At 72.2% G+C, this 13,138-nt stretch carries 13 protein-coding genes; 6 read left to right on the forward strand and 7 right to left on the reverse strand.

Translation table 11 applies throughout. The annotated features are described in order from the left end of the window. Positions 1-135 precede the first annotated feature (135 nt). Positions 136-426, reverse strand: coding sequence for a hypothetical protein (locus ACZ4D5_RS31625; protein ID WP_467775878.1), 291 nt, complete (start codon positions 424-426; stop codon positions 136-138). 5 nt (positions 427-431) lie between these two features. Continuing rightward, positions 432-980 (reverse strand): hypothetical protein, encoded by a 549-nt coding sequence (locus ACZ4D5_RS31630; protein ID WP_467775879.1) that lies wholly within the window; start codon positions 978-980, stop codon positions 432-434. Between the two features lie 117 nt (positions 981-1,097). Here ACZ4D5_RS31630 and ACZ4D5_RS31635 point away from each other — a divergent pair, with 117 nt between their 5' ends. Further along, positions 1,098-1,445 (forward strand): PadR family transcriptional regulator, encoded by a 348-nt coding sequence (locus ACZ4D5_RS31635; protein WP_467775880.1) that lies wholly within the window; start codon positions 1,098-1,100, stop codon positions 1,443-1,445. After that, positions 1,442-2,113: a permease prefix domain 1-containing protein gene (locus tag ACZ4D5_RS31640; RefSeq protein ID WP_467775881.1), complete on the forward strand. Its 672-nt coding sequence runs from the start codon at positions 1,442-1,444 to the stop codon at positions 2,111-2,113. The genes ACZ4D5_RS31635 and ACZ4D5_RS31640 overlap by 4 nt, the downstream gene beginning before the upstream one ends. A gap of 61 nt (positions 2,114-2,174) precedes the next feature. On the opposite strand, the gene ACZ4D5_RS31645 is transcribed toward ACZ4D5_RS31640, so the two are convergent. The 5 genes from ACZ4D5_RS31645 to ACZ4D5_RS31665 all read right to left on the reverse strand — a co-directional run bounded on the left by ACZ4D5_RS31645 (position 2,175) and on the right by ACZ4D5_RS31665 (position 8,996). Next, positions 2,175-3,026 (reverse strand): EamA family transporter, encoded by an 852-nt coding sequence (locus tag ACZ4D5_RS31645; protein WP_467775882.1) that lies wholly within the window; start codon positions 3,024-3,026, stop codon positions 2,175-2,177. Next, the gene (locus tag ACZ4D5_RS31650) at positions 3,023-3,523 is read right to left on the reverse strand and encodes a YbaK/EbsC family protein (RefSeq protein WP_467775883.1); all 501 of its coding nucleotides are present in this window, start codon (positions 3,521-3,523) and stop codon (positions 3,023-3,025) included. The genes ACZ4D5_RS31645 and ACZ4D5_RS31650 overlap by 4 nt, the downstream gene beginning before the upstream one ends. A gap of 102 nt (positions 3,524-3,625) precedes the next feature. Next, complete coding sequence (locus ACZ4D5_RS31655; RefSeq protein WP_467775884.1) at positions 3,626-5,347, reverse strand: penicillin-binding transpeptidase domain-containing protein; 1,722 nt, start codon at positions 5,345-5,347, stop codon at positions 3,626-3,628. Positions 5,348-5,464: 117 nt separating this feature from the next. Continuing rightward, positions 5,465-7,096 (reverse strand): penicillin-binding transpeptidase domain-containing protein, encoded by a 1,632-nt coding sequence (locus ACZ4D5_RS31660; RefSeq protein WP_467775885.1) that lies wholly within the window; start codon positions 7,094-7,096, stop codon positions 5,465-5,467. A gap of 160 nt (positions 7,097-7,256) precedes the next feature. Then, positions 7,257-8,996 (reverse strand): dolichyl-phosphate-mannose--protein mannosyltransferase, encoded by a 1,740-nt coding sequence (locus ACZ4D5_RS31665; protein ID WP_467775886.1) that lies wholly within the window; start codon positions 8,994-8,996, stop codon positions 7,257-7,259. A gap of 62 nt (positions 8,997-9,058) precedes the next feature. Between ACZ4D5_RS31665 and rsmI the strand changes: the two genes are divergently transcribed. The 4 genes from rsmI to ACZ4D5_RS31685 all read left to right on the forward strand — a co-directional run bounded on the left by rsmI (position 9,059) and on the right by ACZ4D5_RS31685 (position 13,087). Continuing rightward, on the forward strand, positions 9,059-9,955 hold the full coding sequence (gene rsmI, locus ACZ4D5_RS31670) for a 16S rRNA (cytidine(1402)-2'-O)-methyltransferase (RefSeq protein ID WP_467775887.1): 897 nt from the start codon (positions 9,059-9,061) through the stop codon (positions 9,953-9,955). Positions 9,956-10,153: 198 nt separating this feature from the next. Further along, positions 10,154-10,579 carry a hypothetical protein gene (locus tag ACZ4D5_RS31675; protein WP_467775888.1) on the forward strand — a complete coding sequence of 142 codons (426 nt, stop codon included), beginning with the start codon at positions 10,154-10,156 and terminating at the stop codon, positions 10,577-10,579. A gap of 33 nt (positions 10,580-10,612) precedes the next feature. Continuing rightward, a complete protein-coding gene (locus tag ACZ4D5_RS31680; protein WP_467775889.1) occupies positions 10,613-11,482 on the forward strand; it encodes a TatD family hydrolase in 870 nt (289 codons plus the stop codon). Between the two features lie 135 nt (positions 11,483-11,617). Next, positions 11,618-13,087, forward strand: a complete 1,470-nt coding sequence (locus ACZ4D5_RS31685) for a ubiquitin-like domain-containing protein (RefSeq protein ID WP_467775890.1) — start codon at positions 11,618-11,620, stop codon at positions 13,085-13,087. Positions 13,088-13,138: the final 51 nt, after the last annotated feature.

The following is a 13,138-nucleotide window of genomic DNA, read 5'->3' on the forward strand; positions in this document are numbered from 1 at the left end:
GAAACGTATGACCGGCAGCCGCGGCAGACCCAGGACCGGGGCGAGGAAGGTGTTCGCCCCGTTCTCCCAGCCCGTTGCCCGGACCAGGTCGAAGTCCTGGCCGAGCGCCGTGAGCCAGAGGCCCGTCGGTGCGCGTCAGGGGTTCGTCCGCGCGGACGCCTTCTCGGCCCGGTCGGCCCGGTCGACCCGGCGCAGGACCAGCAGGCCGCCGATCCCCGGGACCAGCGCGCGCCACCTCGTGCCCGGCGAAGTCGGCGAGGCCGTCGCCGGGAGCATCCACGTCGCCGCGATGACGACGAGGTACGCGGTGCCGTGCAGAGGGCCGAGCAGCGAGGAGAGCGGCTTCGCGTGGACGGTGAGCAGGTTGAGCAGGAGGAGGACCAGGGACGCGGCTTCCACGCCCGCCCCGACGCGGAGAACGCGCACGGCGCTCACGCTCCCGTCGTGGAGCCGGGGCGGACGATCATGAGGACCGTCACCGTCGCCCACAGGACGTTGAAGACACCGGTCAGCATGTGCAGACGGGCCACCGCGGGGCGCGCAGTCTCAGCGGCGGACTTCCCGCCGTCCCCGTCCACCCGGGCCCCGCCGGTCCCGTCCGCCAGCTCCAGCAACCCCCGCTGCCCCGGCAGGATCGCCACCCCGAGGAGTACCGCAGCGATCGTCGTCAGGAGCAGCGAGGCGATCAGCCAGGCGTCGGTGAGGACGCCGAGCCGCGCGCCCGTGGCGATGCCGAACACCGGCACCGCGAGGCCCGCGAGGGCGTAGCCGCGGCAGATCCGGTGCAGGAGCGCGGCGACGTCGGCGGCCCGACCGCCTCGCGGTTCCGTGTCATCCCCCGGTTCCGCGCCGCGGTCCACCGCCCCCTCACCCCCCAACGCCCGCTGCGCGTACCGCGGAAACATCGACGCGGCCACGGTGATCGACCCCACGGCAAGGATCGCCACCAGGACATGGACGGACAGCAGCAGCTTGGTCACCGCGGGACCTCCGGAACAGAACCGCACGCTTGACGTGCTTGCGTTGGCAGCCAACGCAAATATGTTGGCTGCCAATACATACACTGCCTACGCCTCCTTTGGGTAGGCTGCCTCTCCATGAAGGCGGATGCGGTGCGAGGGCACCTGGACGGACTGCTGCTGGCCGTGCTGGAACAGGGGCCGCTGCACGGGTACGCGATCATCGTCGCGGTGCAGCGCCGCAGCGGAGGCGCGCTCGAACTGCGGACGGGCACGATCTATCCGGCCCTGAACCGGCTCGAACGCCTGGGCCTGCTGAGCAGCAGCTGGCAGGAGGCCGCGGGCGAACGCCGCCGCCGCTGCTACGAACTCACGGACGCGGGCCGCGCCACCCTCGCCGGTGAGCGGGCGGCCTGGAGCGAGTTCACCGCGGCGATCGGCTCGGTTCTGAACCCCGGCCCCGCGCGGCCCGGACTCGCCACATGAACCCCGGTCCCGTCGAGGAGCACATCGACGCCCTGGCCGCCGCCCTGCACGGCCCGGCCCGCGCCAAGGCCCGGCTGATCGGGGAGATGCGGGACGGTCTCGCGGACATGGCCGACGCCCATGCCGACGACGGCATGACCCGGGAGGACGCCGCCCGTAGGGCCGTACGGGAGTTCGGGACCGTCGACGAGATCGCCCCCGGCTGTCAGCGCGAACTGACCGTCGCGCAGGCCCGGCACACCGCGCGGACCGTCGCGCTCACCGCGCCCTTCCTGGTCGCCTGCTGGTATCTGGCCCGCACCGGAGGCGACGGCCGGGGCCGGCAACTGCCGGACACCGCACAGCTGTTGGCCGTCCACCTGGCCTTCGTCGCGACCCTCGCCGCACTGCTCGCCGCGGCGGCCCTCGCCGTCACGGGCACCCTCGCGCGCCGGCTGCCGACGCCGCGCAGGCTGCCGCTCGTGGTCGCCTGGTCCGGCACCACCGCGAGCGTCGCCATGGCCGTCGCGACGCTCGCGCTCGCCACCGCCGCGGGCCTGGCCACGAACTGGCCCCTGCTCGCCTGCGCCGGAGTGCTGGCCGCCGCCTCGCACGCCGTGGTGGCGGCATCGGCCCGCGCCTGCCGCCGCTGCGCCCGACTGCCCCTCGGGCAGGCGGCGGTGAGCTGACCCCGCGGTCAACCGGCCCCGAACCGACCGGAGTCGGGTCACCCGGCAGGGCCGCCACCCCTCACCCCGCGTGCAGCATCAACCCGATCCCCGCCACCATCAGCCCCGCGGCGACCAGCCGCGGCGCCCCGAACCGCTCCTTGAAGAAGACCGCGCCGATCGCCGCGCCGACGATGATCGAGGACTCCCGCAGCGCGGAGATCGGCGCCAGGTCGGCCTTCGTCTGGGCCCACAGGACCAGGCCGTACGCCGAGACGGAGAGCGCCGCGCCGAACAGGCCCACGACCGCGAACGGCCGGAGCTTCGGGACCAGTTCGCCCCGCCAGCGGTACGCCGCGTACACGGGCACCGCGATGCCCTCCAGGATCATCAGCCACGCGATGTACCCCATCGAGGAGCCGGAGGCCCGCACCCCGAGGCCGTCCACCACCGTGTACGCCGCGATGGAGACGCCCGTCGCGAGCGCCGCGCCGATCGCCGCCCAGTCGGGGCGGCGTCCCGATCCCCGTATGCCCCACAGGGCGAGCCCCGTCAGGCCCGCGCACGACACCGCGACGCCCGCCGCCTGCCAGCCGTCGGGGATCTCCCCGGCGAAGACGGCGGCGAGGACGGTGACCACCAGGGGCGCGGTGCCGCGCGCGATGGGGTACGCCTGGCCGAAGTCGCCCAGCTTGAACGACCGCATCAGCAGGGCGTAGTAGGCGACGTGCAGGAGCGCGGAGAGGACCAGGCAGGGCCAGGCCCCGGCCGCGGGGATCGCGACGAAGGGGGCGAGGAGCAGGCCGATCAGCGTGCCGCCGCCGGAGATGAGCGTGAAGCCGACCAGCTTGTCCGTGATGTGGTGGGCTATCGCGTTCCAGCTGGCGTGCGTGACGGCGGCGAGCAGCACCGCCGCCGCGACCAGGGGGGTCACTTGGCGGTCTCGCGCACGTCCACCAGCGCGCCGCCCGCGTGGGCGATCAGCGTCTTGGGCGCCATCGGGAAGACCGAGTACGGCGTGCCGGCCGCCGCCCACACCACGTCGTGGTCGAGCAGGGAGCGGTCGGCCAGGACGCGGGTCCTGGTGGCGTGGCCGAAGGGCGGTACGCCGCCGATCGCGTACCCGGTGGTCTCCCGGACGACGTCGGCCTTGGCCCGGGTCACCTTCTCCGCGCCCAGCTCCCGCCGCACCAGCTCCAGGTCGACCCGCGAGGCGCCGTCCATCAGGACCAGGACGGGCACCCCGTCTGCCGCGAAGATCAGCGACTTGCAGATCTGGCTGAGCTCGCAGCCGATGGCCGCGGCCGCCTCCTGGGCGGTACGGGTCTGATCGGGGAAGCGGCGGACCCGGGAGACAAGTTCGCCGAGACCCAGTTCCTGCAGGGCCTCGGCGAAGCGGGGGTGGACGGCTGACGATTCGGTAGCGCTCATGCCCGGCACGCTAGCGGTCCGTGTACGGGACACGCGACCAGGTATCCGCATACCGGACAGCCGCCCCGCTCACGCGAACACGGCCGCCCGGACACCTCCCCGTCAGCCCCCGGCCAGCAGCATCGCCCGCACCACAGGCCCCGCCGAGTCGCCGCCGTGGCCGCCCGCCTGGACGACCGCCGCCGAGGCCAGGTCGCCCCGGTACGCGGTGAACCAGCCGTTCGGCTTCTTCTGGCCGTCGACCTCCGCGGAGCCGGTCTTCGCGCCCGTGTCGGAGCCGAGGCCCGACATCGGCTTGACCGCCGTACCCGCGACCGCGGTGTAGTGCATCAGGTCACGCAGCGCCGCCGCCGTCGCGCCGGACATCTTGCGCGGCGCCGTCGCGAGCGTACGGTCGTCGACGTCGGGCGAGACCAGATAGGGCTGCCTGAACGTGCCCGACTTCACCGTCGCCGAGACCGACGCCATGTTCAGCGGGTTCATCCGCACCCCGCCCTGCCCGATCAGCGAGGCCGCCATCTGCGCGTGCGACTGCACAGGGACCGCGCCGTCGAAGGAGGGCACGCCGATCGACCAGTTGTCGCGGCCGAGCCCGAAGACCTCCTGGGACTGCTTGGTCAGGGAGTCGTTCTCCAGCTTCTTCGCCTGGCTGATGAAGGCCGTGTTGCAGGAGCGCGCGAAGCTGGCCCGGAACGTGCCGCCCTTGATCTCGAACTTGTCGTCGTTCTGGAACTTCCAGCCGCCGTACGTCTCGTACTTGGGGCACGGGTGCTTCTTGTCGACCCCGGCGAGCTTCCTCTCCAGGAGCATCGACGACGACACGACCTTCATCGTGGAGCCGGGCGCGAGCGAGCCCTGGAAAGCCGTGTTGAAGCCGGTGGGGTTGGAGTTGGCGGCGGCCAGGATCTCGCCGGTGCTCGGCTTGATCACGACGACGGACGCCCGCTGCCGCTTGGCCGTCTCGCGCTCGGCCGCCGACTGCAGCTTCCCGCTGAAGGTGGTCTTCAGCGTCCCCGGGGTGCCGGGGGAGAGGGTCACCAGCGTCTTGTCGGGCGTCGACTTCGCGTCGTCCTTCTTCTTCGTGGTCACCCCCGAAGCGGACTTCTTCTCGTTCTCCGCCCGCACCACGCGCAGCTCGACGCCCGCCTTGCCGCCCGCCTTCTTGCCGTACTTCTCCCGCAGCCCGTCCAACACCGTGCCGAGCGAGGGGTACTTCGCCGCGGTCAGCGCGCCGCCGTCCCGGTCCACCGCCTTGATCGGCGGGTCGCCCGCCTCGCCGGTGACCAGACGGTCGCCCTCCTCCAGCTCCGGATGCAGGACGGAGGGCCGCCAGCCGACCAGCGTCTTTCCGTCGCTCTTCCTGCGGACGACGGTGAGTTCGGAGTCGTACGAGAAGGGCTTGTTCTTTCCCTCGTACGAGACCGTGGCCATCGCCTTGAACGGAACCCTGGCGCCCGACCGCCTGCCCGGCATCAGCTCGACCTCGGTGAGGTGCCCGTCCTTGCGGTACGACGTCAGGGCCTTCTTCGCCGCCGCGCTGTCGTCGGTGAGCGCGGCCGCCTCGGCGGCGTCACCCTTCGCCCACGCGTCGAGGAACGCCCGCGACGTGGCCCGGACTTCGGCGGCCTTCGGCGGGCCCGTGGCCACCTGCTTCTCGTCGACGGTCGCGCCGTCCGCGCCGGAACCGGAGCCGGAGAGCGCGAACGCGGCGGCCCCCACACCGCACACGACGACGGCCGCCGCCCCGCCGAGCGCGTACGGATGCACGCGTACGTTCCTGAAGCCGAGTCTCTTGCGCTCCGTGACGCGCCTTCGCTTGCCCACAAACCCTCCGCAGTTCCCCAGAGCCCCGGGGCTCCTCACCGGAAGGCCACCTTAGAGGCGTACGGAGAAGCCCTCGACCACTTCGTCGCCCGGCCGAGCGACCTTTCTGACGGGCCGTTATCCTGCCCGCAGCACCTCGGCCACGATCGGGCCCGCGGCGTCGCCGCCGTGCCCGCCCCTCTGCGACATCGCGGCGGCCGCCACATCGCCCCGGTAGCCGGTGAACCAACTGTCCGACTTCTCCTGCCCGTCGACCTCGGCCGAACCGGTCTTCGCGCCGATGTCCGCGCCGAGCCCCGCCATGGTGCGCGCCCCGGTGCCGCTGACCGCCGTGCGGTTCATCATCTGGCGCAGCTGCTGGACGGTGGACGCGGACAGGCCGCGCGCGGTGGCCAGTTCGCGGTCGTCGAGGGACTTCGGCACGATCACCGGCTGCCGGAAGGTGCCGGTCATCGCCGTCGCCGTGACCGAGGCCATGCTCAGCGGGCTCATCTGGACCTGGCCCTGGCCGATCGCGTTGGCCGCGCGGTCGGGTCCCGGCGAGGCGGGGACGGAGCCGTCGAAGGAGGGCACGCCGACCTTCCAATTGTCCTGACCGAGGCCGAAGTTGTGCTGCGCCTCCTCGGTGAGGGACTCGTCCGTGATGCCGTCCTCGTCGATGAGCTTCACGAACGTCGTGTTGCAGGAGCGCGCGAAGCTCTCCGAGAACGTCGCGGACTCGTTCGGCGTCATGCCCGTCAGGTTCTTGAACGTCTGGCTCTGCCAGGTCGCCGACGCCGGGCACGGCGCGACGGCGCCCGCCTTGGTGACGCCCTTGTCGATGAGCATCGCCGCCGACAGGATCTTCATCGTCGAGCCGGGGGCCACCTTGCCGAGGAACGCCGCGTTGAACGCGTCCTCACGGTTGTTGGCGACCGCGAGGATCTCACCGGTGCTCGGCTTCACCGCCACCACGGACGACTCGTCGTTGCGCAGGACGGCCCGCTCGGCGGCCTTCTGCACGCCCGCGCTGAGCGTGGTGCGCAGCTTGCCGGGCCTGCCCTTGGCGAGGGTGAGCAGCGTGCGGGTGCCCGCATCCTCGTTCTCATGCTGCACGTACAGCTCCACGCCGGGCGTGCCGCCCGCCGTGTCGCCGTACTTCGCCCGCAGTTGGTCCAGGATCGGGCCGAGCGAGGGGTAGTCCTTCTTGTTCAGGACCGTGCCCGCGCGGTCGACGGCCTGGATGGGCGGCGCCGCGGCCTCGCCCGTCACCAGGGTGTCGCCCTTCTCCAGGGACGGGTGCACGACGGTGGGGCGCCAGTCGACGAGCGCGCGCCCTGTGGTCTTCCCGCGGACGACGGTGAGTTCGGAGTCGTAGGCGAGCGGTTTGCTCTTCCCCTTGTACGACACCGTCGCCGACACGGAGAACGGCACCCGGGCGCCGGCCGCCTTCTTCGGCGTGAGCTTCACCTTCGTCAGGTGCGCGTCCTCGCGGTAGCCGGTCAGGGCGAGCGAGGCGGCCTGCGCGTTGTCCGTGTACGCGGCCGCCTGCCGGGCGTCGCCGTCGGCCCACGCCGCGAGGAACTTCCGCGCGGTCTCCTCGACCTCGCCGCTCGTGGGCGGCCCCGTCCTCGCGGCCGCGGGCCCGTCGCCCGCCGAACCGCCGCCTCCGGTGACGCCGTTCACCAGGTTGTACGCGCCGTACCCGGCGCCCCCCACCATGACGGCGAAGACCCCGCCGACCAGAGTGGCCTTTGCTGCTGTGCGCACGATGCGCTCCCCTCCCCAGGAGACTTCCCGAAACGTGTTCGGAAAGGCCGATCGCCCTGAACCCTAAGGGGGCGGAGGGAAGCGCGGGCCTGTCGTTGTCCGAAGGTGTCCGTGGTGTGCATTACACCCACGGCTCGAACCCGCGGCCCGAACCCGCGCGTCACACCCAGGTATCCAGCCACATTCGCGACCGCCAGGAATCGATCGGGATCGCGGTGCCCGTGTGGATCGGCCAGAAATAGATGAAATTCCAGATGACGAGGAGAACGAGTACGCCCGAACCCGCGGCGCCCACCACACGGCGCCGCTCGCTCGATCCCGGCGGCCCCAGAATCGCGCCGATCATCATCGCCAGCGCGAGACACAGGAACGGCACGAAGACGACCGCGTAGAAGTAGAAGATCGTCCGCTCCTGGTAGAAGAACCAGGGCAGATAGCCCGCCACGACCCCGCAGACGATCGCGCCCGCGCGCCAGTCCCGCCGGAACACCCACCGCCACAGGACGTACAGGAGCGCGAAGGCCGCCGCCCACCACAGCAGCGGGGTGCCGAGCGCGAGGACCTCGCGGGCGCACTTCTCCGTGGTGTCGGCCGGACAGCCGTCCTTGCCGGGCAGCGGCGACTCGTAGAAGTACGAGACGGGGCGGCCGTCGACGATCCAGCTCCAGGGGTTGGACTGGTAGGTGTGCGGCGAGGACAGGCCGACGTGGAACTCGTAGACCGCGTGTTCGTAGTGCCACAGGCTGCGCAGCCAGTCCGGCAGCCAGGTCCAGTTGCCGCCCTGCCCGTCGGTCGCCGCCCAGTTGCGGTAGTAGCCGCCGGTGCCGTCCGTCGGGGACAGGATCCAGCCGAGCCAGGACACCACGTACACGGCGACGGCGACCGGCACCGTCGACACGAACGCCGGGAGCACGTCCCGCCTCAGGACCGCGCGGTAGGGCCGCACCGCCCCGGCCACCCGGCGCGCGCCGACGTCCCAGAACACGGTCATCAGGCAGAAGAAGACCATGACGTACAGGCCGTTCCACTTGGTCCCGAAGGCGAGACCCAGGCAGAGGCCGGCCGCCCACCGCCACGGCCGCCACCCCAGGCGCGCCGTCTCGGCGACGTACGCGTCCGGACGCACGCGCCCGTCCTCGTCGGTGGGCAGCGCGGCCGCGAGCCGCGCGCGTGCCTTGTCCCTGTCGATCAGGAAGCACCCGAAGGCGGCGAGCACGAAGAACATCAGGACCTGGTCGAGCAGCGCGGTCCTGCTCATCACGAAGTGCAGGCCGTCCACCGTGAGCAGCGCGCCCGCCAGGCACCCGAGGAACGTGGAGCGGAAGAGCCGCCGCCCGATCCGGCAGAGCATCAGGACCGACAGGGTGCCGAGCACCGCCGTCATGAAACGCCAGCCGAACGGGTCGAAGCCGAACAGCCACTCGCCGATCCCGATCACGTACTTGCCGATCGGCGGGTGCACCACGTACGCCGCGTCGTGCGGGATCGCGATGTCGCCGCCCTGGCGCAGGACGTCGTCGTTGATCTTCTCCGGCCAGTTGACCTCGAAGCCGCGGTGGATGAGGGCCCAGGCGTCCTTCGCGTAGTACGTCTCGTCGAATATCACGGCCTTGGGGCTGCCGAGGTTCCAGAACCGTGTGAGCCCGGCGACCAGCGTGACCAGCAGCGGGCCCACCCAGCCGGACCAGCGCACCACCGTGTCGGCGGCGTGCCTGGACAGGCCGAGCGTCATCCACAGGCGGGGGCTCGGCTCCGTGTACGGCGGGACGAGGCGTGCCGTGACGTCCTCTCTGGGCCGGGCCACGTAGCCGAATCGGCGCAGCCGCCCCTGCCAGGAGGGCTGCTGCTCCTCGGCCGGCGGGCCCTGGCGGGTGTCCGGGGAAGACGCGGTACTGGTCACCGCGCCATCGTAGGGAACCAGACTGTGCGAGTCCCGTCCGTGGGCCCTGCGAGGATGGATCCGTGACAGGAAGCGCTGATTCCCCCGGAACCCTGGTCCTCGCGGGCACCCCCATCGGTGATGTCGCCGACGCACCGCCGCGGCTCGCCGCCGAGCTGGAGTCGGCCGACGTCGTCGCCGCCGAGGACACCCGCCGCCTGCGCAGGCTCACCCAGGCCCTTGGCGTGCAGGTGGGCGGCAGGGTCGTCTCGTACTTCGAGGGCAACGAATCGGCGCGCACGCCCGAACTCGTCGAGGCCCTGGTCGGCGGCGCGCGCGTGCTGCTGGTGACCGACGCGGGGATGCCGTCGGTGTCCGACCCCGGCTACCGCCTGGTCGCGGCCGCCGTGGAGCGCGACGTGCGCGTCACCGCGGTGCCCGGCCCCTCCGCCGTGCTCACCGCCCTCGCCCTCTCGGGGCTGCCCGTCGACCGCTTCTGCTTCGAGGGGTTCCTGCCGCGCAAGGCGGGCGAGCGGCTCTCGCGCCTGAAGGAGGTCGCCGACGACCGCAGGACGCTCGTCTACTTCGAGGCCCCGCACCGCATCGACGACACGCTCGCCGCGATGGCCGAGGCGTTCGGCGAGGAGCGCAGGGCCGCGGTCTGCCGCGAGCTCACCAAGACGTACGAAGAGGTCAAGCGCGGTTCGCTGAAGGAACTCGCCGAGTGGGCGGCCGACGGCGTGCGCGGCGAGATCACCGTCGTCGTCGAGGGCGCCCCCGAGAAGAGCGCCGCGGAACTGGGCCCCGACGAGCTGGTGCGCAGGGTGCGGGTGCGCGAGGAGGCGGGCGAGCGGCGCAAGGAGGCCATCGCCGCGGTGGCCGCCGAGGCGGGCCTTCCCAAGCGCGAGGTCTTCGATGCCGTCGTGGCGGCAAAGAATGCGGATCGGGGCAGCCCATCGGAGGGCAAAGGACTATCGTGAAAGGCAAAGCGCGGGCCGCGCGCCAGGCCTCTTTCCTAAGGAAAGGCCAAATCGGCTCCAATGCTCGACAGGTCTGATGCGCTCGCTCCGGGAAAGGCGTCCACTGGTCGAAGGGACGCACCCGTCCCCACGCTTCCGGTCCGGGAAAGAACCCGAACCCCGGTAGTGCTTGTCCCTCGGGCAAGAGGAGCAGCTGGCATGAGTGAGATCGCAGACACCGGCCACACCACGACGGCGATCAGCGTCGTTCACGAGTCGTACGCATTCGCCTGCATGCGGTGCGGGCATGGCTGGGAGCAGTCGTACGAGATCGAGCATCACGTGGACGCCTCGGGTCAGGAATTCGTGATGTACCTCGCGGACGGCCGGCACGTGCCGTCACCGCTGACCCGGCCCACGTGCCTGAACTGCGGTGGCCATGTCGTGCGGATCATGCGGGCCGGACAGGTGTCGTCGGTGCTCGACATGATGCGCCGGCAGCACGAGCGGGTGCCGTCCTCGCGGAGCGGGACCAAGCCGGCCGAGGGCGAGGCGGAGCCGGACGGCGCGGCGGGCAAGGAGGAGCACCCGCACCACTGGCACCTCGCGGACCTGCTGCACGTCTTCCACCGCAAGGCGGGGTGAGCCGCCCCGCGGGGGCCTTCGTAGGATCGCGGCATGGCTGACAAAGACGCTGCGCCGCCGCTCCCCGAACCTCTGCGGGTACCGGTCGCCGACTCGCACACCCACCTCGACATGCAGTCGGACACCGTGGAGGAGGGCCTCGCCAAGGCCGCCTCGGTCGGTGTGACGACCGTCGTGCAGGTGGGCTGCGACGTGCGCGGCTCGCGGTGGGCCGCGCAGACGGCCGCGTCGTACGAGAACGTCCACGCCGCGGTCGCGCTGCACCCCAACGAGGCGCCGCGGATCGTGCACGGCGACCCCGACGGCTGGTCCCGGCAGGGGGCGCGCGAGGCGGGCGGCGACGCCGCGCTCGACGACGCGCTCGCCGAGATCGACAGGCTCGCCGCGCTGCCGCACGTCAGGGGCGTGGGCGAGACCGGCCTCGACTACTTCCGCACCGGCCCCGAGGGCATGGCCGCCCAGGAGCGGTCCTTCCGCGCCCACATCGAGATCGCCAAGCGGCACGGCAAGGCCCTGGTCATCCACGATCGCGAGGCGCACGACGATGTGCTGCGGGTCCTGAAGGAGGAGGGCGCCCCCGAGCGCACCGTCTTCCACTGCTACTCCGGCGACGCGGCGATGGCGGAAGTCTGCGCGGAGCACGGCTACTTCATGTCCTTCGCCGGCAACGTCACCTTCAAGAACGCGCAGGGGCTGCGGGACGCGCTGGCCGTCGCGCCCCTCGAACTCGTGCTCGTCGAGACGGACGCGCCGTTCCTGACGCCCGCGCCGTACCGCGGACGGCCCAACGCGCCGTATCTCATTCCGGTCACGGTACGGGCCATGGCCGAGGTCCGCGGTATCGGCGAGGACGCCATGGCGGAGGCGGTCTCCGTCAACACGGCGCGCGCCTTTGATTACTGACGGATAACGACACCGGTCCAGCTCAGAGGCGTAGTCCTGGGCAACGCGGCGACACAGCGTAGCCGGTCTGCTTTGGAGAGTGACGAGAGCTCCGCTAGGTTCTGTCCGCCCGGACCGGAACCCTGGAGCGTCGTCGTGAGCAATTCGCAGTACGAGACGTACGAGACGTCTTATGGGGCGTACGAGACGCCCTACGAGGCGTGGCCGGGTGCGTCGTACCACGGCGGGGAGGCCGGGGCGGGCGGGTACGGGGCTCCGTCGTCGTACGAGGGTGCCTCCCCGTACCAGGGCGCGTACGAGGACACGTATCGGCCCGCCTATGAGGCGGCTGCCGAGGCCGCCGCCACGGAAGCCGTTCCGGACGCCGCCGAAGCCCGGCTCCCCCGGCAGTCGCCCGCCTCCGCGTCCGCCGCGTCGGCCGGGCCGCGGTCCGGCGGGCGGGCCGAGGCGCGGCGGGCCGCGCGGCGCAGGAAGACCTCGCCCCGGGCGGGCGGGGCGGCGGGTTCCGAGCGGCCCGACTCGATGCGGCGGCTGCTGCCGCAGGCCCTCGTCGTCGCCTTCCTCGCGGGCGGCACCTCCGCGTTCGTCGCCAACGACAAGGCCGTGCAGCTCATCGTCGACGGCAAGCCGCGCACGCTGCACACCTTCGCCGACGACGTGGGCGAGCTCCTCGCCGACGAGGGCGTGGACGTCGGCGCCCACGACATCGTGGCGCCCGCGGCCGGGACCGTCCTCGCCAGTGGCGACGAGATCGCCGTCCGCTACGGCAGGCCCGTCCACCTCACCCTCGACGGCGAGCGGCGCAAGGTGTGGACCACCGCCCGCACCGTCGACGGGGCGCTGCGGCAGCTCGGGGTGCGCGCGGAGGGCGCTCATCTGTCGGCCTCGCGCAGCCGGCGGATCGACCGGGACGGGCTCGATCTGGACGTCCGTACGGAGCGGACCGTCAGGATCATGGCCGACGGCCGGGAGCGGACCATCCGTACGAACGCGGCGACCGTGCGGGAGGCCGTCGCGGAGTCCGGGGTGACGCTGCGGGGGCAGGACACGACCTCGGTCGCGCTCGACAGCTTCCCGCGGGACGGGCAGACCGTCACCGTCATGCGGGTCACCGGGACGAAGGAGGTGCGGGAGGAGCCGATCGCCTTCGAGGTGGAGCGGACCGAGGACGCGTCGCTGTTCCGCGGCACGGAGGTCGTGGCGCAGGCGGGGCAGCAGGGCGTGCGGCGCGTCACGTACGCGCTGCGGACCGTCAACGGCGTGCGGCAGAAGCCGCGGCGGATCAGGTCCGAGGTGGTGCGGGAGCCGCGCAAGCAGGTCGTGAAGGTCGGCACGAAGCAGATGCCCACGTCGGTGGCGGGGGCGGACGGGCTCAACTGGAGTTCGCTGGCGCACTGCGAGTCGGGCGGGCGGCCGAACGCGGTGGACGGGTCGGGGACGTACGGCGGTCTGTACCAGTTCGACACGAGGACCTGGCAGGGTCTCGGCGGCACGGGCCGCCCGCAGGACGCCCCGGCGGCCGAGCAGACCTTCCGCGCGAAGAAGCTGTACGTCCAGCGGGGCGCGAGCCCGTGGCCGCACTGTGGTCGGCGGCTCCACGGGTAGGCGGCCGCCACCGCCGCGGGCAGGCGTTCCGCACGGCGGAACGGGTGGGGC

This window comes from Streptomyces sp. NPDC025651 (assembly GCF_055558735.1).